The 26,888-nt window shown below is 35.1% G+C and carries 25 protein-coding genes and 2 tRNA genes; 15 read left to right on the plus strand and 12 right to left on the minus strand.

The features are described from left to right. The first annotated feature begins 76 nt into the window (after window positions 1-76). Window positions 77-153 (plus strand) — tRNA-Ile (locus C6H17_RS04460). A gap of 326 nt (window positions 154-479) precedes the next feature. Here the strand turns inward: C6H17_RS04460 and ggt are convergent. Next, window positions 480-2,234, minus strand: a complete 1,755-nt coding sequence (gene ggt / locus C6H17_RS04465; RefSeq protein WP_005218905.1) for a gamma-glutamyltransferase — start codon at window positions 2,232-2,234, stop codon at window positions 480-482. Between the two features lie 221 nt (window positions 2,235-2,455). Here ggt and C6H17_RS04470 point away from each other — a divergent pair, with 221 nt between their 5' ends. Both C6H17_RS04470 and C6H17_RS04475 read left to right on the plus strand, forming a co-directional pair. After that, window positions 2,456-3,751, plus strand: a complete 1,296-nt coding sequence (locus C6H17_RS04470; protein WP_005218906.1) for a DUF814 domain-containing protein — start codon at window positions 2,456-2,458, stop codon at window positions 3,749-3,751. Window positions 3,752-3,754: 3 nt separating this feature from the next. Then, a complete protein-coding gene (locus C6H17_RS04475) occupies window positions 3,755-4,117 on the plus strand; it encodes a hypothetical protein (protein ID WP_005218907.1) in 363 nt (120 codons plus the stop codon). 158 nt (window positions 4,118-4,275) lie between these two features. Here C6H17_RS04475 and rsfS read toward each other — a convergent pair whose 3' ends face one another. The 5 genes from rsfS to C6H17_RS04495 form a co-directional block, all read right to left on the minus strand. After that, window positions 4,276-4,641 (minus strand): ribosome silencing factor, encoded by a 366-nt coding sequence (gene rsfS, locus C6H17_RS04480; RefSeq protein ID WP_040462909.1) that lies wholly within the window; start codon window positions 4,639-4,641, stop codon window positions 4,276-4,278. An 18-nt stretch (window positions 4,642-4,659) separates the two neighbouring features. Next, entirely contained in the window at window positions 4,660-5,259 is a 600-nt protein-coding gene (gene nadD, locus C6H17_RS04485) for a nicotinate (nicotinamide) nucleotide adenylyltransferase (RefSeq protein ID WP_040462911.1), read from the minus strand. 2 nt (window positions 5,260-5,261) lie between these two features. Further along, window positions 5,262-5,426: a hypothetical protein gene (locus C6H17_RS12450; RefSeq protein ID WP_004084278.1), complete on the minus strand. Its 165-nt coding sequence runs from the start codon at window positions 5,424-5,426 to the stop codon at window positions 5,262-5,264. A 27-nt stretch (window positions 5,427-5,453) separates the two neighbouring features. Further along, complete coding sequence (gene lgt / locus C6H17_RS04490; protein ID WP_005218909.1) at window positions 5,454-6,290, minus strand: prolipoprotein diacylglyceryl transferase; 837 nt, start codon at window positions 6,288-6,290, stop codon at window positions 5,454-5,456. A 236-nt stretch (window positions 6,291-6,526) separates the two neighbouring features. Continuing rightward, window positions 6,527-6,602, minus strand: a tRNA-Phe gene (locus C6H17_RS04495). Window positions 6,603-6,914: 312 nt separating this feature from the next. Between C6H17_RS04495 and C6H17_RS04500 the strand changes: the two genes are divergently transcribed. Both C6H17_RS04500 and C6H17_RS04505 read left to right on the plus strand, forming a co-directional pair. Next, window positions 6,915-7,622 (plus strand): cytochrome c biogenesis CcdA family protein, encoded by a 708-nt coding sequence (locus tag C6H17_RS04500; protein ID WP_005218910.1) that lies wholly within the window; start codon window positions 6,915-6,917, stop codon window positions 7,620-7,622. A gap of 13 nt (window positions 7,623-7,635) precedes the next feature. Continuing rightward, entirely contained in the window at window positions 7,636-8,883 is a 1,248-nt protein-coding gene (locus C6H17_RS04505; RefSeq protein ID WP_005218912.1) for an amidohydrolase family protein, read from the plus strand. Window positions 8,884-9,266: 383 nt separating this feature from the next. On the opposite strand, the gene C6H17_RS04510 is transcribed toward C6H17_RS04505, so the two are convergent. Beyond that, window positions 9,267-9,860: a UbiX family flavin prenyltransferase gene (locus C6H17_RS04510; protein WP_005218915.1), complete on the minus strand. Its 594-nt coding sequence runs from the start codon at window positions 9,858-9,860 to the stop codon at window positions 9,267-9,269. Window positions 9,861-10,067: 207 nt separating this feature from the next. Between C6H17_RS04510 and C6H17_RS04515 the strand changes: the two genes are divergently transcribed. From C6H17_RS04515 to C6H17_RS04525, 4 genes are all read left to right on the plus strand, one after another. Further along, window positions 10,068-10,331 (plus strand): ComEA family DNA-binding protein, encoded by a 264-nt coding sequence (locus C6H17_RS04515; RefSeq protein ID WP_004084273.1) that lies wholly within the window; start codon window positions 10,068-10,070, stop codon window positions 10,329-10,331. 127 nt (window positions 10,332-10,458) lie between these two features. After that, entirely contained in the window at window positions 10,459-10,596 is a 138-nt protein-coding gene (locus tag C6H17_RS12120) for a hypothetical protein (RefSeq protein WP_155243503.1), read from the plus strand. 115 nt (window positions 10,597-10,711) lie between these two features. Then, window positions 10,712-11,716, plus strand: a complete 1,005-nt coding sequence (locus C6H17_RS04520) for a 3'(2'),5'-bisphosphate nucleotidase CysQ family protein (protein WP_005218920.1) — start codon at window positions 10,712-10,714, stop codon at window positions 11,714-11,716. A gap of 20 nt (window positions 11,717-11,736) precedes the next feature. Further along, window positions 11,737-12,246 (plus strand): GNAT family N-acetyltransferase, encoded by a 510-nt coding sequence (locus tag C6H17_RS04525; RefSeq protein ID WP_005218923.1) that lies wholly within the window; start codon window positions 11,737-11,739, stop codon window positions 12,244-12,246. A gap of 263 nt (window positions 12,247-12,509) precedes the next feature. On the opposite strand, the gene C6H17_RS04530 is transcribed toward C6H17_RS04525, so the two are convergent. The 3 genes from C6H17_RS04530 to ppsA are packed head-to-tail and all read right to left on the minus strand — an operon-like array spanning window position 12,510 to window position 16,120. After that, window positions 12,510-13,013: a hypothetical protein gene (locus C6H17_RS04530; protein ID WP_005218925.1), complete on the minus strand. Its 504-nt coding sequence runs from the start codon at window positions 13,011-13,013 to the stop codon at window positions 12,510-12,512. Between the two features lie 45 nt (window positions 13,014-13,058). Next, window positions 13,059-13,691: a UPF0323 family lipoprotein gene (locus C6H17_RS04535; RefSeq protein WP_005218933.1), complete on the minus strand. Its 633-nt coding sequence runs from the start codon at window positions 13,689-13,691 to the stop codon at window positions 13,059-13,061. A gap of 11 nt (window positions 13,692-13,702) precedes the next feature. Next, window positions 13,703-16,120, minus strand: a complete 2,418-nt coding sequence (gene ppsA, locus C6H17_RS04540; RefSeq protein WP_020995613.1) for a pyruvate, water dikinase — start codon at window positions 16,118-16,120, stop codon at window positions 13,703-13,705. Between the two features lie 186 nt (window positions 16,121-16,306). Here ppsA and purL point away from each other — a divergent pair, with 186 nt between their 5' ends. The 3 genes from purL to C6H17_RS13420 all read left to right on the plus strand — a co-directional run bounded on the left by purL (window position 16,307) and on the right by C6H17_RS13420 (window position 21,701). After that, window positions 16,307-18,703 carry a phosphoribosylformylglycinamidine synthase subunit PurL gene (purL, locus tag C6H17_RS04545; RefSeq protein ID WP_005218937.1) on the plus strand — a complete coding sequence of 799 codons (2,397 nt, stop codon included), beginning with the start codon at window positions 16,307-16,309 and terminating at the stop codon, window positions 18,701-18,703. A 160-nt stretch (window positions 18,704-18,863) separates the two neighbouring features. Beyond that, complete coding sequence (locus C6H17_RS04550) at window positions 18,864-19,550, plus strand: amino acid ABC transporter permease (protein WP_004084265.1); 687 nt, start codon at window positions 18,864-18,866, stop codon at window positions 19,548-19,550. 144 nt (window positions 19,551-19,694) lie between these two features. After that, window positions 19,695-21,701 (plus strand): methyl-accepting chemotaxis protein, encoded by a 2,007-nt coding sequence (locus C6H17_RS13420; protein WP_020995614.1) that lies wholly within the window; start codon window positions 19,695-19,697, stop codon window positions 21,699-21,701. Window positions 21,702-21,891: 190 nt separating this feature from the next. Here C6H17_RS13420 and C6H17_RS04560 read toward each other — a convergent pair whose 3' ends face one another. Then, a complete protein-coding gene (locus C6H17_RS04560; protein ID WP_020995615.1) occupies window positions 21,892-22,707 on the minus strand; it encodes a putative sugar O-methyltransferase in 816 nt (271 codons plus the stop codon). A 242-nt stretch (window positions 22,708-22,949) separates the two neighbouring features. On the opposite strand from C6H17_RS04560, the gene C6H17_RS04565 reads away from it, so the two are divergent. Continuing rightward, window positions 22,950-23,861, plus strand: coding sequence for a pyrroline-5-carboxylate reductase dimerization domain-containing protein (locus tag C6H17_RS04565; protein ID WP_020995616.1), 912 nt, complete (start codon window positions 22,950-22,952; stop codon window positions 23,859-23,861). 27 nt (window positions 23,862-23,888) lie between these two features. On the opposite strand, the gene C6H17_RS12130 is transcribed toward C6H17_RS04565, so the two are convergent. Further along, on the minus strand, window positions 23,889-24,041 hold the full coding sequence (locus C6H17_RS12130) for a hypothetical protein (RefSeq protein ID WP_155243504.1): 153 nt from the start codon (window positions 24,039-24,041) through the stop codon (window positions 23,889-23,891). 441 nt (window positions 24,042-24,482) lie between these two features. On the opposite strand from C6H17_RS12130, the gene C6H17_RS04570 reads away from it, so the two are divergent. Next, on the plus strand, window positions 24,483-25,199 hold the full coding sequence (locus tag C6H17_RS04570; protein WP_005218947.1) for a DNA polymerase III subunit delta': 717 nt from the start codon (window positions 24,483-24,485) through the stop codon (window positions 25,197-25,199). 2 nt (window positions 25,200-25,201) lie between these two features. Then, window positions 25,202-26,773, plus strand: coding sequence for a dihydropteroate synthase (gene folP / locus C6H17_RS04575; protein WP_005218949.1), 1,572 nt, complete (start codon window positions 25,202-25,204; stop codon window positions 26,771-26,773). The last annotated feature ends 115 nt before the right edge of the window (window positions 26,774-26,888 follow it).

Consider the following 26,888-nt stretch of genomic DNA (forward strand, 5'->3'; position numbering starts at 1 on the left):
AAAAATATTTTTTCGCTAAATTTATTTACCATAATACTATTTTTTATGTTAGAATAACTCTTCCGTTTTACATAATGGATCTTTAGCTCAGTTGGTTAGAGCGCTCGGCTCATAACCGAGTGGTCGTAGGTTCAAGTCCTACAAGATCCACCACTCTCTGTTTTTTATATACAATAATCTTGAAAATCTGTGTAGTCAGAATATCTTTTTGTTAATAAAACTACCCGGCAATATAATCTAGGTATTATCAAGAGTTCATATTGCACCATGCATGTGACACAAGATAGGTAATTTATTATTTTTGTAAGTATAGATTTAATAATCATCAATAGACTCGAGCCTATATAAAATCTTTACCGATTATGCATATAGTAACAAAATAAGCAATTCTATTGATAAGTGCTTTAACATCGCAGTAATTAATATCTAAGATATTAAATCTCTGCGGTATATTAAGATTTGAAACAATATTGATCGCATTATATCTTCCTTCTAGGGTCTAATGTGCCATAGATAATGCCTGTTTTTGGGTCAATTAAGATAGCATTGACATCGCCCATTGTGTCAGTTTCAACGACTTTATATCCCATTCTTTTTAGAATCTCTTGCGTGTCTTTATTGATAGAAAACTTCTCAATATCTAGTGTATCTGGCTGCCATTGCATGTGAAAGCGTGGAGATTCTACGGCGGTTACAAGATCCATTTTATAATCAATGAGATTTACAATCACTTGAGCTACAACGCTTATGATCTTCCCACTTCCTGGGCTTCCAAGCACAACATACAGCTTGCCATCTTTTAGAATCATAGTAGGACTCATCGTGCTTAGCGGTCGTTTGTTTGGTGCGATAGCATTATTTGTGCCCTCAATCATGCCATGCCTGTTTGGATAGCCGACTTTGATAGAGAAATTCTCCATTTGATCATTGAGTAAAAAGCCATAGCCACTCACAGCCGCCCCAGAGCCATAGCGTCTATTGAGAGTATAGGTAACACTGACTGCATTACCCCATTTATCAACCACAGAAAAATGCGTGGTATTGCTGCCTTCGTGTAGGTTTGGATTATTTTTTTGCTTTATTTTGCCTAAACCCGGGATTATCCTATCGCTTGGTGTCGCCCTATTTGTCTTTATGGAGCGATAGACTTCTCTAGCATATTCTTTGCTTAAAAGCGTATCTAGAGGTAAATCAATAAAGTCTGGATCGCCCATAAAACTAGATCTATCAGCTTGTGCTTGTCGCATGGCTTCTGTTAAGAGATGAATGCTTTTTGATGATGCAAAGCCGAGTTTAGCCATATCCACATTTTCGATAATATTTAGAATCTCAAGGATATGCGCCCCACCACTGCTAGGTGGAGGCATGGTGATAATATCATATCCACGATAAGTCCCGCGTAAAGGCTTTCGCCATTTCACTTCATAATCTCTTAAATCTTGCAGTGTGAGTATGCCCCCACCTTTTTGAATATCGCTTACCATCGCTTTTGCAATCTCGCCTTGATAGAATGCACTCTCGCCTTCTTTTTGCAAGATTCTTAAGGTCCTTGCTAAATCTTTTTGTATGAGTATATCGCCATCTTTATAGACTTCGCCATTCTCTTTTAAGAAGTATTTAGAAGAAGATTCAAACTTTGCAAAGTCGCTTTGGACTTCCTGCATAGTCTCTTGCTGCCTTTGCGTTACCATAAAGCCTTTTTCTGCTAACATAACTGCGGGTTCTAAAAGCTCACTAAGCGTTTTTGTGCCATATTTATCAAGCATAGCACTCATGCCTTTTACACTACCCGGGACGCCAACAGAGAGATAGCCTGTAACAGCGGCATTTGGGATAACTTCACCCCTAGAATCTAAAAACATATCGCGACTAGCTGCCTTTGGTGCGACTTCTCTAAAATCAAGGGCGATGTCTTCTCCATTTGCTAAATGGATAAGGGCAAACCCACCACCGCCAATATTTCCTGCCGCAGGGTGAGTAACTGCTAGGGCATAGCTCACTGCAACCGCCGCATCAATGGCATTCCCACCGCTATCTAGCACGGCTTTACCAATGGCATTTGCATAAGGACTGCTTGTCATGGCAAGCCCGCTTCCCTCTCTATCTTTTATGGGAACATAGCTTGCAGCATGTATATGCGTTATGCCAAATAATATAACACAAAGCGTGAGAATGCCAAAGATTCTATTTTGTCTTACAATGCAATCTAGCGGTTTTAGATATGATAATAGCATGTTTATCCTTTTTATGATTTCATCTCAAAAGACTTTTATTATAACTTAGTTTGTAACTAGAAATATAATATTTTATATATTTTTAATTTTGCTTCATAAAAATACGCTTGTAAAGACAGGCTATAATACAGAATCTATGTTATTATTTTTTGCGTTTCAATATGAAATATTTTTAGATTCCATATTTATACTATTTTTATAATACACTAAGGATTAAAAGCATGAAACTCCAACTCTTACATGATATTGCACGCTTATTTTGCACGCATAAAATGGTTACTTATATCGCACGGATTAGTGATAATGTGATACATATACGACTTGATAGCATAAACTATTTTATCGATTTAAATAAAGGCAATCCGCGTATATATAGCAGTGAAGGCATACTTAAAACAAAGCAATATAATGCACCATTTGACATTGCAATGAGTAAATATATCTACAAAGCTAACATTAAGACATGCAAACTTGATGGTATGAATAAGATTCTAAAGCTATACTGCACATACAAAAGCACATATAAAAGCATTGAAACACTTTTTCAAATCGAACTCATAAATCGTGCTACAAATGCGATCATTGTGCAAGATGATAGAATCATATCTGCGTTACGATTTAGCGATTCTTTAAAAAGAGCAATCTTACCTAAAATACCACTTGCACCATTAGACCAACCGCATTTTCTAAAAACTTTTACTGATAATAGCACTGAAGATACATTGCAAATGCTTAGAGAAGAATATAATATTATGCAAAAAAGTTTGCTAGACCAAAAGCGAGAGAAAGTCTTACAGAATCTAGAGACAAAAAAAGCAAAGCTTACCAAACTCTTAGAATCCCTGCCAGATATTGACACGCTTACAAAAGAGAGAGAGACAAGCTTTATGCTTGCAAACTATATTTTAACGCATTTAGATTCTATACCAAACTACGCGACAAACCTTACTATTGACAACATAACCTATGAAATCCCATGTATGAATAAACCAAGTCTAGCAAGTGATAAGCTTTTCAAACAAACAAAAAAGCTAAAACAAAAAATAGAACATATACACAAACAACAAGAAAATCTAGAATCTAAAATCACTTTCTTAAACAATCAAATCGATTTTGCAAAATATGCAAATAGCCAATCTCTAGACATACTCGCACCAAAAAAACACACTACAAAGAAGTTACAAAAAAGCCATTATGCAAGCTTTTATATCGATGGGGTAAAAATCAGCATAGGTAGGAATGAGCGAGAAAATATCAGGCTTTTGCAAGATTCTAAGGGGGATTTTTTATGGTTACATATATGCGATATCCCATCATCACATTTAATTATCCATGCAAATAAAGTGAGCGATCAGGTGCTAGAATACGCAGGAATACTGCTTGCAAAACTTTGTGGCATAAAAGATAACAAAATTGTGATAGACTATACAAAACGCAGGTTTGTGAGACTGACACAAGGCGCACATGTAGTCTATGCGAAAGAAAATAAGCTACATTTACAGCTAAATAAGGAGTAACAAATGGCTTTAAATACTATTGGGAATATGACCTATATCAATCAAGCAAGCAGTGCGACATCAGCCTTGCACGCAAACAACATGCCACACCAAACTCCGCTCAATCACGCCATCTTTCACGAGCAAATGCAAAAAGTAGAAGAAGTACGACCCGCAGAAGAAATGCATAAAACAGATGATAGAGAGGGCAGTGCTAAACGAGAGTTTGATGAAAAAGAAGAGAAAAAGGAAGAAGAGAGTAAGGACTTCCAAGAGCAAATGGAAAATGCAGCAATAGCCCCGAAGAAAAAGAAAGATGATAGAGTAATCACAGAAGATGAAATGCTTATGCGACCAGAAACACATTTGCTTGATGTGAAAGGGTAGGGGGCTACAACTCTCATTGTGTTGCAATGAAATTAGATTAGAAAGCATATATTCTTAATAAGAAGTCTCATCGCGTGAAGATATTGTTGCAATAAGAATCTTTTTTAGAATCTAGGTTTGAATAAAAGTTTCTTAAAATAGATTCTGTTATCTTATTTTCAGGCTTGAGTATTTGCCACTTCTCCAAAAGTCTTTATCAAAAATTCCTCAATATTGTATTTCTTGCGGTGATTTTCTGTGAAAATATGCACGATAACTTCGCCTAAATCAATGATAATCCAATCCTCACTCTCTTCATCAATCGCATAGAATCTTACCCCCTTTGCTTTAAGATCTTCTTTAAGATAATGTAATAAAGATAGTGCGTGTTTGCCTGCCATAGCGGTTGCCACGACTACAAACTGCGATAAATAGCCCTTATTTGCGACATCAATCACTTCAATAGACTCTGCCTTTTTGGAATCTAAAATATCTTTTACCGCTTGGGCTAGATTCTGTGCGTTAAGCAATGAATTTTCTGTCATATATGTCCTTTTTATAATTTAAACTTTATGTAATAACTTATAAGATTCTATCACATCATATCGAATATTTTCTGGAATCTCATCTTTATAATACTCTAAATTTTGAATGATAAGGCTTGAGGCATAAGGGTATGAAAAATGTAAAAATTGCATGTTTATATTGTGCTTTTGTGCGAAGTTTTCACATATTTTTTGACTATCTGTATTTGGGTAATCTTTAGTTATGCGATTAAAGACTATGAAGCAAAGATTCTCTCTTAAAACTTCAAAATAGTTCCATTGTGGCAGCTGTAAGAAGTTATCCTGCCCTAAGATAAAATACATGGTAGATGGCTTATAAAGATTCTTAAAATACTCCATACTTTCTTTTGTCGTTACAGGTTTGTTTTGCAATATTTCATAATCACTGCATAGAATCTTATCATATTTTTCACATACTTTTTTTATCCATGCAAGTCGTTTTTGCGCGGAGATTCTAAAATGTGCTTTAAGTGGATTTTGATAGGCTACAAGCACGATTAATAAATCCAGATTCAATGCAGCCAAAGCCTTCTCAATAATGCCTACATGCCCTTTGTGTGGCGGGTCAAAACTCCCACCAAAAATAGCAAGATTCACCCTTATTTGCCTTTTTTAGAATCTCTATATTGCTTTGCTTTTTTTGATAGCACAAGAAAGATTATAAACGCACTGCCCGTTACAATAAGGATTGTACTCCATGCTTCAAAATGTGAGAAAGGCATACTAAAGTCAAACACTCTTTTTCCAAATATTTCAAATCCCATAACTTTCCTTTCTATTTAATATCATTTCTACTTAATATCACTTTTGCGAGTTTTTATAATCCATAATAAAAACAATGCAATCCCCATCATAACGCAACTTAGAATCTGCCCCATACTAAGCCCTAAGAAGTAATAGCCCATCTGCACATCAGCTTCCCTAAAATACTCTGCTATAAATCGTGCAAGACTATATGCAAACGCATAAATAACGATAAGCATACCTTCGGTTTGATTTTTTTTAGAAGCAATCCATACGATAATAAAGACAACAATGCCCTCTAAAAATGCCTCAATTAGCTGACTAGGATAACGCAACGCCCCTTCCACATAGATTCCAATAAATTTTAGTGAATCTTCTTCAATCACCCTGCCATACAGCTCTTTATTTAAAAAATTCCCAATTCTCCCAAACACATAGGCAAGCGGCACACTCAAAGCAACTATGTCAAGCAAAGCAAAAATATTTGCCTTTTTCACATAAAAGAACAGAAATGAAGCAAGCAAAAAGCCAAAAACAGCACCATGAAAGCTCATACCCGCAATACCTACAAATCGCCCATCAACATAGGGGTTGAAAGCTTCCCAAGGGTGTGTGAGATAAAACATAGCAGAATCTGTATAAATAAAAAGATAGCCAAAACGCGCCCCAAGCAAGATTCCAATCTCAACCCATATAAAATAACTATCTATAATCTTTGAATCTATGTGTGAAAAACGCGGCATAGTTTTAACAAAATATTTAGCAAGAAAGAAGCCAATAAGCAAAGCCGACACATACGCCAAGCTATACCAATGGATATTAAAGCCAAACGCGCTAAAGGCAATGGGACTAAAATGAGAGTAGATTTCATTCCAAAAATTCATAATATAAACTCTATAACTATTAAATTAAAAAATCTCAATTATACATAATGTGTGATGATTTTTTAGCAAATAGTGTATAAAATTTGATTTTTGCGATATTTTTCAAGTCGATACCATAAGGTTTTTTAAAATTTAAAAATAATTAAAACAATATATCTTTCCAATACTTCATGCAATAGACAAAAACTACTAAATTTCGCGAAAGAATAAAAATGATAACTGAATACAAAGGAAGATGGTGGCTCGAGGCAGAATCGAACTGCCGACACAAGGATTTTCAGTCCTTTGCTCTACCGACTGAGCTATCGAGCCATTTTGAGTTTAAGCAATAAAAAGAAATAATTCTACTAGAATAAATATTAAAAACAACTTAAAATAATTATAAAATTTGATTTTAATGACTTATTTTAAGTAGCATTTTTAATGTTGATTCTAAAAAAGATAAGTTATGGAATCTAAAATGTCAAATACGAGTGTTTTAGAGAGATTGCTGGAATAAAGTCATAGAATCCTTCAAAGCAAATCTAGAAAATTTCACATTTGTTGTAGATATTCTAAGACATTGAGTATAATTTTATTTCTATACTATATTTATAAGATTTATAAGCTATTTGGATTAACTCTATGGACTTTTTACAAAAAATATTTTTTGAATTACCGCTTATTGCAAGTTTTTTGGGTGGGATTCTAAACTTTCTTGCACCTTGCATTCTGCCGCTTATACCATCTTATATGAGCTATATTTCTGGGAGTGTGCTACATGATGAGACAAAGTATTCTCGTTTTAGCATGTTTCGCAATGCAATGCTTTTTGTTTTTGGATTTGGGCTTGTATTCTTTTTGCTTTTTTTAGCTATGTTTCAAATTATCGATAATTTTTTTAATTATCCCATTGTGCGATATATTTCTGGCGGTATTGTTATCCTTTTTGGTATCCATTTTTTGGGAATCTTTCATATTGCAATGCTTAATCAAACAAAGCAATTAAACCTACAAAAGCTAGAACAACATAAGATTCTAAGATTTATCGCACCATTTATTATAGGCGTGGGTTTTGCGGCGGGCTGGTCGCCTTGCTCTGGTCCTATCATAAGCTCTATTGCCCTGCTTGCTTCTATGAATGAGGGACTTGCTATATATGCTAGTTTAGCTTTTATAACCGGGCTTTCACTCCCTTTTTTATTATTAGCACTTTTTTTAGACAAGGGCTTAAATCTCATACGCAAAGCAAAAAAGCAAATGCAAATTATTGAGAAAATATGTGGTATCTTTTTAATTGGCATTGGAATCTTAATCATTTTAGGTGATACTTCTTTATTTATGAGTTATTAATGAAAGGATAGATATGCAAGAAGATAAAATACAATGTTTTAAAAATGCGAAAATATTTGATGATGAAAAGGGCTTTGTGCAAGGCAGTGTGTATGTGCAAAATGGCAAGATTATACAGGTTATACAAGATTCTATTTCGTTTAGAGATGATTTGCGAGAATGTGAAGAGATTGATTGCAACGGATATGCGATATTGCCAGCTTGTATTGATATTAATGTATTTCCACTTGATAAAAAGCTTGGAGCAAAGCCCATACACACACTTGCAAATAAGGCACTTTATGGCGGAATCTCTACTATCTTTCTTAATCCATACACACAGCCAAGCATTGATAATGAAGCTATGAATGCCCTTATTGAAAGCATTAATTCACACAATAGTGTAAATATTTATCCACTTATTGCAAGCACAGATTCAGAATCTAGACTAAGCAATATCGATACATTGCATAGTCTTAATAAAAATGCAAAGGCAATTTTTAGTAATTCTGCGATTGGGTCTAATCTCTTATATCAAAGTATGCAATATGCTAAAATGCTTGATTTACCACTTTGTGTATTTGCATTTGATTTCAATATCGAGCAAGGTGTGGCGTATGAAAGTGCGTTTGCAAGGGGGCTTGGGCTACCTATGATAACGCCTATAGGACAAATTAAAGAAGTGGCAAAGATAAAAGAAATGGCAAAGTTTCTTGATATTGAAGTCATTTTTATGTCTATGAATATAGCCCATACACTCGATATGATTTGCCATGAAAAAAACATGCACGCACAAGTTGGACTCCCACATTTAATCTTTAATGAACAAAGCATAAAAACCTATGATACACGCTATAAAATGACCCCGCCCCTGCTTACTCGGAGTAAAAAAGAAAAACTTGTAAAAAGATTGCAAGAGGGCAAAGTCTCTCTTCTAACAAGTATGCAACAAGAAGTCTCAAAGCAATATAAAGAGCAGGTATTTGAGTATGCAAGTGAGGGTGTATCTGGTATTGAATACTTTTTTAGCCTTGCCTATACTCTGCTAGTAAAAGAAGAGATTCTAAGACTTAGTGATTTAGTAAAGCTTACAAGTAGCAATGCAAGTAATCTTATGCGACTAAATAAAGGGCATATTGCTACACAAAGAGATGCTGATTTTATGATCGTTGATTTGGAGGAAAAATTTGAAGTTTTAGATTCTACGAGTTTGTATCATGGTTTAGAGTTATATGGGAAGATTAAATATATGGTAGTTGATGGTAAGTTGCATAAATTGTGATTGCATTGTAATGAAAGTTTAGTGTTTTGCTTTTTAGAAATCAGCTCGCATGAATTAAAAATAACTCTGTGGGATATGGTGTTAGAATCTATAGTTAAACAATGTGTAATTAAGTTTATATATCTTTCATTATTTTCGTGGAATCCAGTCTCTATTCAAGACATCAAAACAAACCTATGGAATCTGCTTATCACACCATCCAATCTGTTAACCAAACCTCATGAGTTACCACACATTAGTCAGTTTGTAAAAGCTAATTTTTATGGAATCTAGCTAGAAATACAAATGAAATCGTAATAACAAAGCTATGCCATAGATTTCCAAAATAAACGATGTTTTCTCAATCTTAGAAAGAATTTTAACTGCTCTAATGGGCTAGAAATCTAGGGTATAATCAACTGGTTTCTAACATTTCCATCCCAACGCACAAATAAATCATGTGGTATATCAAGCATATCAAAATATTTACCGACTAAAAAATCATGCAAGGATTCTAAATCACAAATACCGCCATAATACCCAGCAATAGGTGGTGCGATATATACACCAAGATTAGCAAGCTTTGCCATATTTTCAAGTAAAATAGCGCTTAAGGGCATTTCTCTTACGCCAAGTATTAGTTTCCTCTTTTCTTTCAAACACACAGCACCTACACGAGTAAGCAGATTGCTTTGCAAGCCATTTGCAATGCTTGATAGTGTGTTGCTGCTTGTTGGTAAAATAATGCAGGTTTCAAAATAAAAGCTGCCACTTGCTAAAGGGCTTGTCATAGAATCATGAATCACGAGATTATCCGTGCGTATCGCATTGATAAGATTTCTAAGATTTTGTTTCTTTTCTGCTTGGCAAAGCATGGCTGCATTTTGCGTTGGCACAACATAGAGTGTGCGATCTTTTGGGAATCTCTTTATAAAATGCAATGCCAACTCAATACAGCTTCCACCGCTTATACCAAGCACAATAGGCGTATAACTCACTCAAAAATTCCTTATATTGTTAAATAATCGATGATTTTATAGTAACTTTGTCGCGATATATGAAACTTCATGTGTTAAACCTGCATGAAATAATTCACATTTTTACACATAATGCATAAAAATGCAATAAGCATTGAAATGAAAAAAGTATTATAGGATTTTTTATGTTATGCTGTAAGTCTAATCTTTAATTTGGGAGTTTTAGTTATGAAGAGATTTTTGCTGTTATTTGTTATGTTGTCCGGTTTTCTTTTTGCGGCGGTAAATATTAACACTGCAAGTCAAAAAGAGCTTATGACATTAAATGGTATCGGTGAAGCAAAGGCAAAAGCGATTATTGAATATCGCACAAAAAATAGATTCAAAAAGATTGAAGATATTATGCAGGTAAAAGGCATAGGGCAAGCGATCTTTGATAAGATTAAAAAAGATATTGTTGTAACGAGCCAACCACAAACAACAAAAAAATAATTTTTGTATCTGCTTTTATGTGATAAATATCACAATGGTGTGATTATATTTTTTTGCTGTAGTGCATGATTAATCCATGTTTCATGGTATTTGCTGTGCTAGATTTTGTGAAGCAAAAAGCAGATCTTTGTGTCAAAATGCAGATGAGATTGTGTTTGATTTGCATAGTTTAATTGAAAGCATGGAATTGGAATTATTGTCATTTTTGAGCTTTTATAAAGAATCTAAAGTTATTGAAACATGGAGTATTTTGAGTTCATATTAAATACAACATGTATAATCCGTTGCCATTGGAGTATTATTTAGCTTTTATTTAATCTAAATCAATGAAAGTTTTATATCATTTTCCTTATTTATTAAATAAGGAAAATATTGTGAATATGCTTGAAAATCTAGTCTATGAAGCCCTTTGCATAGCTATTGAGGCGGGAAAAATCATTATGAAATTCCATGGTGATACTACACATATACAAAAGGCAGATAAAAGCCCTTTAACACAAGCAGATTTAGAATCTAATGCTTATATTACGCAGCATTTACAAGCAATAAGCCCATATAAGGTATGTTCTGAAGAAGCAGTTTTAGAGTATAATGAAAGAAAGGATTTAGAGTATTTTTGGCTTATTGACCCGCTTGATGGCACAAAGGATTTTATAAGTGGCAATGGTAACTTTACAATAAATATTGCTTTATTGCATAAAAATGAAGTCGCACTTGGTGTCGTATATGCCCCATGCCTTTATGAAGCCTATATTGGTTTAAAAGGCTTTGGTAGCTTTTCATATAATATTTATGATTTTAAAAACTTTGCGTGTATGAATCTTGAGAAAAAATCTCGTATTGAATGGCTTAAAACACATAAGATTCTACTTGCAAAAGAGTATGTAAAAAAGATTTATGGAGATAATTTAGAGTTTTTAAGTGGCGTAGATTCTCATATTAAACAAGAGATTCTAAAAAATATTGATGAGTATATAGAATCTAGCCATGCTTCTAAAAGTGCAGAGAGTTTTGAGAAAATAGATTCTATACCCCTAGCTAATCAAAAAAGGCTTATTGCTTGTGACTCTATCCACCATAGCACAAAGGCGACAGAAGAGTTCCTACAAAGATATAATGCCCTTGTGTTAAAGAGAGGTTCATCGCTTAAGATTTGTGCGTTAGCAAGTGGTATTGCTGATATTTATCCGCGTATGAATGGCACGAGTGAATGGGATACTGCCGCAAGTGAGATTATTTTACTAGAATCAGGTGGGATTACGCTTGATTTACAGACAAAAAAGCCCTTGTGTTATAATAAGGAAAATATCCGTAATAATCATTTTGTAGCGTTTGCAAAATCACATAAAAATGGTGATATTTATAGGGATATTATTGAATCTTGATAGTAAATAAAGGCGAGTGTATGCAAGAAATATCTATTTGCTCCCTAAAAGATAATCCAAGTTTGCTAGAGAAAGCACAAATTTTTCTGCTAAAAGCATGGGCAGATGAGAAATCAGAAAACTTTTATAAAGAAGTTTTGCAGCGTTGTGTTAAAACAAGCGATTTTACCCCACATTTTCTTTTTGCAATAGATAAAGACAGAAAGATTATTGGTTGTGTTGGTATAGCATTGCAAGATTTTGTCTCATGTGTAAATCTTTATCCATTTTTAGTGGCATTATATGTGGAAGAATCCTATCGCAACAATAGTATTGCAAGTATGCTTATTGGGAAAGCAAAAAGAGATTGCAAAAATGTAGGTTTTAGCAATCTATATCTTTGCAGTGATTTATGTGGTTTTTATGAGAAGTTTGGTTTTGTGTTTCATAGCATGGCTTATGATGTTTTTGGCTTTAATAACCGCATTTATCATTGTGTTTTAAAGCCCAATGTGCCACATTTGGACTTTAAAAATATAGAAGTTTTATGACAAGCTTCTTTATATCCTTAATAAACTTCTAACCTTATGTTTTTAAACGCTAGAAGAAATATGCCAATAATGTATTAAAGATGAAGCTGCTTGTAATTCGCATCAAATGTATTGGTAAATAGGAAAAAGGCGAAGTCGCATAATAGGTCATAGCCAAACTCCAATGCTTCACAAAGGCATTATGCAAGGTATATTACATATAAATATAAGTATTTGTGATGCATAAAGGGTGGTATTGATAATGTGCCGTATAATAATCGCTATCAAAAAAATCCACGAAATCCAACTTGTATTCTACCAAAACCCTGCATAACACCCAGTGTATTGCCATTTACGCCCCCACCAGCTTCAATGAACACACTTGCATGTTCTCCACCATATATATCAGCCCCACCTCCCATAAAACCTTCCCACGCAAACGGCGATTTAAACATATCCTGTTGTTCTTGCATGGTAAGTCCAAAGCTACCGCTAATAAAGCCATATAATCTAGCCATATTAGAATCCCTTGCTCCACCAAATGTGATTTTTTCCTGCAATAATAAAAGAGAATTTGTATTTTCTGCTGCATGGGCAAATACGCTTATGTAGTTACGGATAGTAAAGCCTTTTTGTAGTAATGGAAAGCCCACTTCAAAGCCGCCACCAACATGCTTATTATCAAGGGTAACCACACCACCAAGAGAAAAACCATCTTTTGCCATGCTTACATGAGTAAGACATAAAAATACACCTACATATAAAACGCCTTTATGTGCTTTTTTCATATAAAATCCTTTTTAAATCATTCCCAAAGAATAAAAGTGTAGAATCTAAGAAGTTGCGATTGGTTTATTAGTATTTGCGTTGCCGCCAAAGAAGCCGCCTTTTGCATTTTGTGGTGTTGCTTTTGTGGCTGTTGTATTGCTACTTGGGCTAGTAGTTCGCGGGGTGCTAGTTTGTGGTCTTTGATAGGCTGAAGGTGAGCTATATCCTCTTTGTGCGTTTGCTTTATAATTTGCATTATTAAAAAGTTTATTACCAATATAGCTTCCAATCAACGCACCAGCCGCACTCGCAAGGATAGCCCCGCCAATGCCAAGCCCACCGCCATCACCGCTTGTGAGCGTGCTTGTGCCATTATCAATCTTTTTTGCTTCTTCAGCGACAAGGGCATCAACTTCTTCTTTGCTTAAAATTCTCTTATTGCCTTGCATATCTTTTACAATAATTGTCGTATCGCCATCACTACTTGGTTGTTCATCAATAATCTTGTAGCTACCATCAGCTTCTTCTTGCAGGGTAACAGTAACGCCCTGCTTTTTGCTTACTTGCTGTGCTGTGTCGGCATTATTTGAACCACTATCACAACCAAGTAATCCTGCGACTAGCACTGCACTCATACCACCCAAAATCGCTGCATCAGAGATTTTTCGTAAATAACTTTTTGGTTTTTGCTTTTCCATATATTGTCCCTTTATTTTTGCATTGTTTTTTCAAGTTTTTCTATGCGTTCCCAAGTTTTCACAACGGAATCTGGATTGAGTGAAATAGAGCTAATGCCTTGCTGCACTAAAAACTCGGCAACTTCTGGATAATCGCTTGGTGCCTGACCACAGATTCCACAATATTTGCCATGCTTTTTACATGCTTGTATTGCTTGTTTAAACATCTCTAGCATAGCAGGATTTCTCTCATCAAATATATGACTGACTAAATCACCATCTCTATCCACGCCTAGTGTAAGCTGCGTTAAGTCATTCGACCCGATAGAATAGCCATCAAACATGCTTAAGAAGTCATCAGCTAAAATGATATTTACTGGTAATTCACACATGACATAGATTTCTAATCCATTTTTGCCAGATTCTAAGCCATTTCTTCGCATAATCTCAAGCACTTTTTTGCCCTCTTCTGGTGTGCGTAAGAATGGGATCATAATCCGCATATTTGTAAGCCCCATATCATCACGCACCATTGCTAAGGCTTGACACTCCCATTCAAATGCGGTGCGATATTGTTCAGAGTAATATCTACTTGCACCACGATAGCCAAGCATTGGGTTTTCTTCTTGTGGTTCGTAATGCTCCCCTGAAACCATGCCGCGATATTCATTGCTTTTAAAATCACTTGTGCGGACAATCACTGGATTTGGATAAAAGGCTGCTGCGATCATACCCATACCTTCAGCAATTTTTTTAATGAAAAAATCTTTAGGATTATCATAGCCATGTATGAGTTTTGATACCTCATCATGATTATGTATAGGTTTATCATTCTGTAAATCTAGCAAGGCTAAAGGGTGTGCTACAATCTGGTGTAAGATGATATGCTCCATACGCGCTAAGCCAACACCATGATTTGGAATCTGTGCAAAGCCAAATGCTTTAGCAGGATCGCCAACATTCATATAAATCTTTGTCTTTGTTTTGCCAAGATGATCGAGTGAGATAGTCTCTATTTCATAAGGGTGTATCCCCGCATACACAAGTCCTTCTTCACCCTCACTACATGATGCTGTTACTTCCATACCTGTATAGAGTCTCTCTGTCGCTCCATGTGCACCAACGATTGTTGGCACACCAATTTCACGCGCAACAATAGCTGCATGGCAAGTCCTACCACCACGATTTGTGATAACTGCTGCTGCCTTTTTCATGACTGGTTCCCAATCTGGATCGGTATTATCAGTTACTAGAATCTCACCTTCTTTAAAGGTATTCATGTGCTCTATGTTATTAATAATCCTTACTTTACCATTGCCAATCTTTGTGCCAATCGCCATACCTTTTAAAACGACTTCACGCTCTTCATCTGGATTTTTAAAGTGGAATTTCTCAATCTTAGCGCCACTTTTTGTCTTTTGACTCTGCACTGTTTCTGGTCGTGCTTGCACGATGAAAATCTCGCCACTTTGTCCATCTTTTGCCCATTCCATATCCATCGGGCGATACTCACCTGCTTCTTTTGTGTAATGCTCTTCAATACTTATGGCATACTTTGCAAGTGTTAAAACATCTTCATCGGTGATTGAGAATGTTTCCATTTCTTGATGTGTTGTTTTTACATTCATTGTAGGCTTTTCGCTACCTGCTGGGGCATATACCATTTTTACATCTTTTGTGCCAAGTTTGCGTTTAAGTATAGGTCGCTTCCCTTCTTTTAATGTTGGTTTAAATACATAAAATTCATCTGGATTCACGGTCCCACCAACGACATTCTCCCCAAGCCCCCATGATGAAGTGATGAATACTGCATCTTTAAAGCCCGTCTCTGTATCAATACTAAACATAACACCTGCTGCACCTTTATCGGAACGCACCATTTTTTGCACACCAACACTTAAAGCAACTTTAAAATGATCAAAATTCTTACTCGCACGATAGCTTGTAGCACGATGGGTAAAGAGTGAAGCAAAACATGATTTAATATAATGCACTAAATCTGTTTTCCCTTTAACGCTTAGATATGTATCTTGCTGTCCTGCAAAGCTTGCATCTGGCAAATCTTCAGCAGTAGCCGAACTGCGGACTGCAACATCTGCTTCTGCCATATTGTATTCTTGGCTTAACATATCATAAGCTTGAAAAATCTCATCTTTTAAATCTTGGGGTAATGGGGTGCTAAAAATAAGTTCTCGAATCTTACTGCAACGATTACGCAATACATCCATTTCTGTATAATCAATATCTTTTAAAAGATCCTTTATCTTATCCTCAATGCCACCACTTTTAAGCAAATACCAATACGCATCACTTGTGATTGCAAAGCCATCTGGGACTTTAATGCCAACGGGGACAAGCTCTTGAAACATCTCACCAATGCTTGCATTCTTACCACCTACAAGGGGAACATCTCTATTATTCAACTCTTTAAAGAATTTAATATACTTCATTGCTATGGACTCCATTTAATGTAAAAAGGTTATGCTTATTATTGTAGTCAAAAAAAAGTCAAAAAATGATTAAAAATTTTTTAAAAACCAAAAAAATATAATTTTGCATATCTATTTCCTTGCAAACTTTAGTTAAAATCCTTGTTTTATTTTGAGTAAATATTTGCACTTTCAAAAAGGGATAATATGGGCGAATGGAGTATTAAAAAGGAACAATTAGATTCTATCCTAAAAAAGCATAAACTAGATTCTAGTGATTATGAAAAAATTGTAGAAATTTTAGAGAGAGAGCCAAATCTCATTGAGCTTGGAATCTTTTCTGCAATGTGGAGTGAGCATTGCAGCTATAAATCAAGTAAGATTTATCTAAAAGGCTTTCCAACAGAGGCTAGATGGGTATTGCAAGGTCCCGGAGAGAATGCAGGTGTTATTGATATAGGCGATAATCTAGCTGCTATCTTTAAGATAGAATCTCATAATCACCCAAGCTTTATTGAGCCAAATGCTGGAGCTGCAACTGGAGTTGGTGGAATCTTGCGTGATATTTTTACAATGGGGGCAAATCCTATAATAAATCTTAATAGCATTCGCTTTGGAGATATTTTAGATTCTAATATGAGAAAAAAGCATATCCATTTATTGCATGGTGTTGTAGAGGGTATCGGGCATTATGGTAACTGCATGGGGATACCAACTATTGGCGGTGAGACTAGCTTTGAGTCTTGCTATAATGGAAATATTCTTGTCAATGCGTTTAGCTTAGGCATTGCAAAGCAAGATGAGATTTTCTATGGCAAAGCAAGTGGCGAGGGCAATCCTATTATGTATGTTGGGAGTAAGACAGGTAGAGATGGCTTGGGTGGGGCTGTGATGAGTAGTGATAGCTTTGATTCTGCTAGTAAGGCATTGCGACCAACGGTGCAAATTGGCGATCCATTTGTAGAAAAATCGCTTTTAGAAGCATGTCTTGAAGTCTTTCAAAAAGATTTAATCGTAGGCATTCAAGATATGGGTGCAGCAGGGCTTACAAGCTCAAGCTTTGAAATGGCAAGTAGAAGTGGTAGCGGTATGATAATGTGGCTTGATAAGATTCCTATGCGAGAGAGTGGTATGACCCCTTATGAGTTAATGCTATCAGAATCACAAGAGAGAATGCTTTTGTGTGCGAAAAAGGGGACAGAAAAGCAAATAAAAGATATTTTTGCAAAGTATGAATTAAGCGCAGAGATTGTCGGCGAAGTGCGTAACACAGGAAAAATGGAGCTTTTATGGCATGGAGGGTTATGTGCTGCACTACCCATTGCTCCCATTGTAGAAAATGCACCTATACTAAATCGTGCTATACAAAAGCCAAAATATCTAGAATCTTGTAAAACCCTAGATTTAAATATTACAAATACAACCTTACAAAAGCAGTTAAATACAGATAATATAAACACAATGCAATGCAGTAGCACTAATTTAAACACGCTAACTAAAAGTATGCTAAAAAGCCTTGATATATGTGATAAAGCATGGATTTATAATCAATATGATGATAGCATTAAAGCTAGCACGATTAAAGGGGCTGGTATGCTTGGCTCTAGTCTTGTAGCTTTGCATAACTACGATTCAAAAAAGGCTATTTCAGTAAGTGTAAAATGTAATGTAAGATACTGCTATCTAGACCCAAAAATAGGGGCTAAAATCGCAGTGGCACAAGCTGGAAGAGATGTCGCGCTAAGTGGGGCAAAGCCTTTAGCAATTACAGATTGTCTAAACTTTGGTAGCCCTGAAAATCCAGAGGTTATGTGGCAGTTTAGAGAAACTTGTGAGGGCATTAAAGAGGCATGTAAAGCGTTACAAACGCCTGTTGTAAGTGGTAATGTCTCACTCTATAATCAAACAAATGATGAGGCGATATATCCTACACCAAGTATTGTAAGTGTTGGGCTTTTAGAAGATTCTAATAAGGCTATTGGTAGCCATTTTGTAAGCAAAGATTCTTATATTTGCATGTTAGGTGTTATGGATAATTCATTGCAGCTTAGCGGCAGTATATTACAAAAAGTAATCGGTGCAAAAAATAGCGGCATATTGCATGATATAAACTTAGAATCTGAACTCAAACTTTGGGAGATTCTAAATCAAAGCATAGCAAACGAGTATATTTTGAGTGCTAAAGATATAGCACAAGGCGGACTTGCTATCACTCTATGCAAAATGGCAATTTTAGGGAAAACTAGCGTTGAAGTCTTAACAGATAAGATACAAGAAGTTTTAGCGAAAGACTTTGTAAATAATGAGAATCTTTTGCAAGATTCTAAAGACTATATGAAGTTAATCTCACAAAATAAACTCATGCTATTTAGTGAAAACCATACACAAGTTATCTGTGAAATAAAAGATATAGAATCTGTAAAAAATCTCTTCGACACAGCTAAACAAAAAGGGCTTTCATTGTGTGTAATTGGCAAGGTAGCAAATAAACACATAAACACAAAAGATATAACAAATAAAGATTCTATAAAAATACATGATATAAATCTATCCTTACAGGAAGCACACGATTTATATTATAAAAGCTTTGAAACATATCTATGATTCTTATATCTTTAGCTTATTTTGTTGTAAATTAGGGGTTTTAATCTCTAGTTATAGAAATGCAAACTAAAGATTCAATCAATTAAAAGTTACTTAACACTTTTACTATACACTACTTTACTTTAAAACAAATAATTACATTTTTTGGAATCTAAACATTATGGATATAACGCATTTTTGGAAATTTAATGACTTTTTAGATATGGATTTTATTGTTAGCATATTGCCGCTATTTTGGAAAGCATTATTGCTTACACTAGAAATCTCATGTTATGGAATCTTTGGGGCAATATTACTTGGCTTTATTGCTTCACTTGTGCTTTACTATCAAATCCGTCCATTTGTGTGGATAACGCGTATATACATAGAGGTATCACGCAATACCCCGCTTATCATACACTTATTTTTTCTCTACTTTGGCTTGTCGTATTGGATTGAGATTCCAAACTTTTGGTGTGCGGTTATTGGTGTGATATTTCTAGGTGGTAGCTACATGGCAGAATCTTTTCGCTTAGGTTTAGAATCTGTGCGACATTCACAGATAGAATCTGCCTTGTCTCTGGGATTTAGTAAAATGCAGATTTTGCGTTATGTGATTTTCCCCCAAAGCATACCTTTAAGCATACCCTCAATTTGTGCGAATGTGCTATTTTTGATTAAAGAGACTTCTATTGTTGGCGTCATTGCCCTGCAGGATTTAATGTCTATCGCAAAAGAAGTGATTAGTAACTACGGGCAGACAAATGAAGCTCTTTTTCTGCTTATTGTTGCATATTTAATTGTGTTGTTGCCTTTAAGTTTTATATTCTCAAAGTTAGAGCATCATTACAGACGCAATATTCTATAATGCTGTATATCTTTATATAGCGTTTGAAATATTATTGTAATAAGCAAATAAAAATTACGAAAAATGTTATTAAATTGTGTTTTTAAGAAACATTATTATTTATTTTTTCTGCTACAATGCTACAAATTTTTACAAGGGAGCAGTATGCAGAGTATAAAGTCAAAAGTGTCGCTTATCGTTATGTTGTTAATGCTTATTGGACTGGGTGTGCAGCAAACAATCAATATGATTTCAAGCAAAAATAATCTTTTGGAAAAAACCATAGAATCAGAGATAGATTATGTGCAAATGGCAAGTCTTGCTACTGATATGTTTAGTCAAGATAGAATAGACTCGCTAGAGCTTATGGCAAAGCACATTCTCTCACTCCCTGAGGAAAAGTTAGAATCCACAGAAGCACTGGTAAAAAATGTGGGACCACTTTTATTTGGATTTAAACTCGGTGGGGCTCATCTAGCCGCATATATAGGCGTGGCAGATGGCAGTATGATTGTAAGCGATATAGAATCTGATGCAGCAAAAGTGCTTTTTAGAACCTATGGAAAAGGCACGGGTAAAGTAGAAAGCTATGATTCTAGGACAAGAGGCTGGTATAAGAGTGCTGTGCAAAGTAATTCAGCGATTATGACGCCTGTGTATGAAGACTTTGTAAGCAAACTACCTACTTTTACTTTCTCTATCCCCTTAGTGAAAAATGGCAGAGTGTTAGGGGTGCTATCCATTGACACACCGCTATCGAACTTACAAAGTCAGTTTGATAAAATGCCTGCTAGAATCTTTGGGCTTGATTCAGAACAAGCTGTATTTGTATCAACTGATAAGACCATGAGCCTATTAAACACAACAGAGGGACTTAAAAAATATTATCAATATGCTGTTGAAGCAGGGGATATGCAACCATTTACCTATATTTCCTCAAGTGGAGTTGAGCGGCTTGGAGTATGTCGTCATATCGATAAAAATAGTGTGCATTATTCCATTTGTGCGGGTGAAAATATGGATAAGGTTGTGTCTAATTCACGCAAGGGCTTAGAGATGAGAATCCTTGCATTAGTGATTATAGGGCTTATCATGATAGCAGTTATTTATGTTGTGATTCAGAAATTTTTAACGCCTATTAGCATAATCTCTCAAGGATTACAAAACTTCTTTGCATATATTAATCATAAGAGCGATAATGCACCATTAATAAAAGTCAAATCAAAAGATGAGTTAGGCAAAATGGCACAAGAAATCAATGAAAATATTTTACTCATACATAAAGAGTTAGAAGAAGATAAGCGATTCATTGATGAAGCATTGCAAGTAGCAAATGAAGCTAAACATGGTAACTTTGCAAATCAAATCAGGGCAAACACTTCTTCACCGCAGTTTAATGAGCTAAAAAATATCTTTAATGATTTATTAAATATCCTTGATTTACATCTTACAAAGGTGTCCAATACGCTAAGCACTTATGCAAATAACGATTATACAATGCGTGCAAATGTTGATGGCTTAGAAGGAAAAATACTAGAAATGGCAACAAATATCAATCACTTAGGGACAAGCATAAGCACAATGCTTGGAGATTCTAGTGAGATTGCAAAACAACTTGGCAGCAATGCAGACCAGCTATTTAGCATGGTGCAAAGCCTTATTTCAACCTCACAATCTCAAGTTACTTCCTTGCAAGAGAATACAAAATCTGTTGAGAACATCAACTCATCTATGCAGCACATTGAAGATTCTATGGGAGAGCTAACACGCGAGGCTGATGAGATAAAATCTGTAATTAATATCATTAAAGATATAGCCGATCAGACAAATTTACTTGCATTAAATGCTGCTATTGAAGCAGCAAGGGCAGGAGAGCATGGCAGGGGCTTTGCGGTTGTTGCCGATGAGGTGAGAAATCTAGCTGAACGCACAAATAAATCTTTAGGCGAGATAGAGCAAAATGCAAATGCACTCATACAATCAGTAAGCGATATGTCTCAATCCATTAAAGACCAAACACAAGGCATAGCACATATTAGAGATATTACAAATCAATTAGAATCTATTACGCAGGAAAATGCAGCTATTGCAAATCAAACCGATGCAATCGCACAAAACATGCAAAGCATAGTCCAAGATATTGTAGAAGATTCTAAAAAGCATAAGTTTTGATAATATAAAGTTTTTACAAAAAAATCATAAAGAGAAATATGAGAGAGGTTAGCAAAATCTAATTTTGATATAAAGCCAAATGTAAAAATGCCCTTATGTGAGTTTTTTCATATTGAATCCATGCGGTTTAGAATCCCACTTTGTCTTTTGGGACTACTTACAGCATAAAAATTTTTTGCTATGGGATTTTTTACCAAGTTAGAATCTTGTTTAATGGATGACTATTTGGAGTTTCATCTGTTGTATGTATTTGCTTACCAAATAGGCTTTCATATTGCTCTAGCGGATAGTTAAAATCCTTTGGTGCAATATTATTAAATGTGATATATCCATGTTTCGCATTTTTGATAATTTTTTCAATATAGATATCTTGTATATTGCTTCTTAGCTCACTAAAAGCATAGTTGCTTATAAAGAGATCGTAATCCCTTTTTTCTAAATCCTCCATACACTTAAAATGTAGCTTGTTTTCTAATCCGTTAAAATGTGATAGGTATTTTTTGCTAAGAGACAGAACAGAATCCAAATCCACAAATGTGTAACTTTTGACATCAAACATTGACATAATAATCCTTGCTTGTCCGCCATAGCCTATGCCAATCTCACAAATATCCTTATTGCTTAAATCACCAAAAGATTCTATTAAATCCCCTAAGACTTTAATATAACGCAGAGTTGATGGAGACATATAGCCTATTTCCTTATAATAGCGAATGCTTGCCCCACCATACCAATCGTTTTGTCTAAATCCCTCAAAGTCTTTAGGCTCAAAACGCCTTGTTTTCAGGATATAATCAAGATATTTTTGTCCCATAATGTCATCAACATGTTCTAGTATTTGCATATATACTGGATTTGTCCTAAATGTTGCAAATACAGAATCATTAGTCGCTGCTCTTGCACAAAATGATGGATATTCATTGCTGATTGTATCTGCTAGACTTGTATTGTAATTGTCTGCTTGACTAGCTTTTTTGGGTCTTAGCATTTTTTTAATAAGCTTCATATATGCCCTTTCCATAAAAGATTCTAAGTGCGATTTATACATATTTCGCAGTGTCGCAATCCTACAAAAAAAAAAACAAGTCAAGGCATTTTTTATCACTGCTATTTATTGAGATTCTATATCTTTGCATGAAGGCTTGACTTACACATAGAATCTAGTAAGGGCTTAAACATATATGTATCTTAAATAAGCACACAAAAATATGTTATGATTTTATGTATTTTACGAGATAAAGGATAAAAATGGAGTTAGTCGTTGTAGGTTATGGCAATATGGCAAAGGCGATTTTAGGTGGGTTAATACGGCAGTCTAAAGAGATTCTAGGCATTACAAAAATCGTTATTACAGGTAGAGCACCACATAAAATAGAATCATGGCTTAAAGAGAGTATGCAGGCTTGTCGCAGTGAGTTTTTGCACGATGTTACCTATGAGGCTACCTGCAATATTGAGTGCGATGATAAGGTGGTGTTACTCGCTTGTAAGCCGCATAATCTAGATTCCTTTATATTTCATGGGCGTGCTCATATTGTGTATAGCGTGCTAGCAGGTATTAATGCTAATATCTTACACAATTATATTCAGTCATACCACTACGCCCTTATTATGCCAAATGTCGGAGCGCATTATAATCTAAGTTCAAGTGCAGTATTATGGCAGCAAAATGGCGCAAAAAATCAAAGTATTAAAGAAGTAGGCAAAGTGCTAAATCTTATGATGGATAGTCATAACATGCAAGAAGCACATGAGAAAAATAACGCACACATTCAAACCCAAATCACACAATTTGTATCAAGTTTTGGCAATTGTGAGTTTGTCGCAAATGAAGAAGAGTTATTTGCAAGTATCGCAACAAATGGCAGCAGTCCAGCCCTTTTAGCCCTTGTAGCACAAGGACTTATAAATGCAGGTGTCAAGCAAGGCTTAAAGCTAGAAACAAGTCAAAAACTCGTGCAAAAAACCTTTGAGGGCATGGCAGCATTACTCAAAGAAAAAAGCCCGCAGGAGATAAAAGATCTCGTTACAAGTCCGGGTGGGACAACAGCGGAAGCACTTCTTCATTGTGATGAAAATAGCGTGCAAGGCGTTATTACACGCGCATGTGTCAAAGCGGTAGAAAAGGCAAAGCATATAGCCTGCAAACAAGCTGACTAGAAAAGACAAATCTCAAAAATTACTATTTTAAGATTCTGTAAGCATATTTGCAGTCATTATGCCAAGTTGTTGCAAAGCGAAAAACTTTAATCCATGCTCGAAAACACAAGATCTTTTCTTGTCAATATGGATGAGTTTTATTTTATTGCATTGGGTAATAGCGATTATCTCTAATTTCACTAGCCTCCCTTAAATTCCATATGGAGCAAATGATAATATGTATTCTAAGCCAATTCACTTTTATTCCAGTTAGATTCTCTGCTTAACTAAATTTCAAAATTTTTCGTCCTAAAATCTCAAAATAAAATAACAACCATTAACACAAAGTTTTAAATATTCATTGCAATTAATGCGGTATCTATAATTAATATAAGCATTGCAATTGCTGCAATTAATACACTTCAAGGGTATTAGCTTCAGTATAGCCTTTGTATTCTATTTATTGCCGCTATTATCTACATAATAGCCTTTTTCTAGTCTTAGTTGTATATTCAAAACCTTTAAAAAGTTTAGTTATAATTTAGAAGGCTTTTTAAGCTATATTTTTTGTGTCATTGTGTGCCACATGTTTAGCATTTGTTAAAATTGCATAAAGCCGAAACAGACTTAAAGGACAATAGAATGGTGCTGGATTCTAGCAAAAGTGCTAAAGAGACAACGCAATTAAATGAGAATCTAGAATCTAAAACAACCTTTTATGCTCCATCAAAGATCAACCCGCAATTTATTACTACATTCAAAAAATCATGTATCATTATCAGCAATGATTACGAGAGTGAGAAAAACTATCTAAGCAACACTTATGCAAAAGAAGACATAAGGATTTATGATTTAGAAGAATTAAAGATGGATAACGCACATGAGATTATAGAAGAAGCGCATATTGCCACAACAAGAGATAAAATCATCGCAATTTTTGCGTTTAGCTACAATCACTACGCACAAAATGCACTCCTAAAGATTCTAGAAGAGCCGCCAAGTCATATTATTTTTATGCTTTACATTACAGCTAGAAATAAGCTTATACCAACGATTTTTTCACGCCTTGTAGTGTTTAATAAGAGTAAAAAAACGCACATAAAGCCCATCAATCTAGACCTTACAAGGCTTACCATTCCTATGGTATATGAGTATGTAAATAAGCTTGAAAAAGAACATATAAGCTATGAGCAGGGCAGAAATATACTCTCACAGATTCTAGATTCTATAATCGCACATAATATTTTGCTTGATGAAAAGGGGCTAGAGAGATTTGATCTAGCACTAAAAGCCCTATATAGCAAACAAAGCGTACATATCGCGCTTTTACCACTACTTTTATCTTTAGTCAAAGGATAGCTATGAAAATTGAGCGAGTAACAAATATCAATGAAGCTATGAAAAGCGTCGAGCCAGATAATATCGGCTATAAGATTATGAAAGAAAAGACACAGATTCTAGCCTTTAAAATAGAGCAATTAAAATTACAAGCCATGCAGATTCTAAAGCAAGACGCTTTAAGCAATGGTGCAGAGCTTGTAACGCCAAAAGATGCGATATTATGTCAAAAAACACATTATGACTGCCTTTTATTTGGCACACAAAAAGCACTGAAGCTTTTAATATCAAAAATGCAAATGCAGCCCTTTGGATTAAAAACAATCGCACAAGAGCTAAAAATCTTTTTACAACCACAAGAAGACTATGGCAGAAAAATCATGGGGATAATCAATGTAGATTCTAATAGCTTTTATAAAGAATTTAGCAGTAAGGAAGCAATAAGACAAATATGTCATTATATAGAACTTGGCATAGACTACATAGACATAGGTGCGGCAAGCTCTAGACCGGGTGCAAAATATATAGAATCTAAAGTCGAGCTAGAGCGATTAAAACCCATTTTAAAAGAGATAAAAAGGCTAGATACTAAAGCACAATTTAGCATTGATACCTATAATGAAGAGACGGCAAAAATAGCGGTTGAACATGGATTTAGCATTATTAATGATATAAGCGGTAAGCCAGAAAATATGATAAAAGTATTACAAGAAAACCCGCATGTAAGCTATATTTTAACGCATATACAAGGCACACCCAAAACCATGCAAAAGCATTGTAAATATAAGAATCTAATCCTTGATATTGACGCCTTTTTTACGAAAAAAATCGCCTTTTTAAAAGAGCATAATTGTAATAATATTATCCTTGATGTTGGTATCGGCTTTGCAAAAGATATGCAGCAAAATATCACTTTAATTCATCAATTAAAACATTTTAAACATTTTAACTTACCACTTCTTATCGGTGCTAGTCATAAGAGTTTTTTAACAAGGATTCTAGAATCTCAACCATTTGGGCGGGTGCAGGGCATAGGGGTGCAAGGTAAAGAGAAATTAGAATCTAGTATCACTTCAAGCGGAACGCAGGGCTTAGAAATAGGGAATCTAGATTCTAATCCGCTTGAGTGTAGTGCGAAAATTAACTCGCAAGAAATACAGAGATTAGATTCTAATCTTTGTCATGTTGAGCGTAGCGAAACATCTAACACAGAATCTAAAAAAGATTTTTCGCTCGACACTCAAAATGACAAGATTCTAGAATCTACGCAAACAAACCATGCAAACAAAACCACAAATTCTAGCGGTTGCTCTATGGCTTTGGACGGGCTTTGGCTGAATTGTGATGGCAGGAGTTATCTAAACGATAATGACTGCCCATCTAATTCGCTCAATCGTTCAAATTGTATAGACAAGGGCGAATTTTTACAAAATACAAAATCCACAAAAAAAGGCAATCTACCTGCCACCCTCATAGCCCACTGCATAGCATGGCAAAATGGTGCAAACATTGTGCGAGTCCATGATGTAAAAGAGCATATTGAAGCCTTACGCATTATGGAAGCGTTGAGGGCAACTGATATAGATTTATTGTAAAATTCTATTAAAAAACACATTTTAGTAAATGTGAAAAATTAATGGCAAACACAAGATAATTATAGAATCTAAACAGAAACTAGATCCCTAGCTACTTGGGTGGGTGCAGGGCTTT

The organism is Helicobacter rappini (genome assembly GCF_900198625.1).
Classification (GTDB): Bacteria; Campylobacterota; Campylobacteria; order Campylobacterales; family Helicobacteraceae; genus Helicobacter_A; species Helicobacter_A rappini.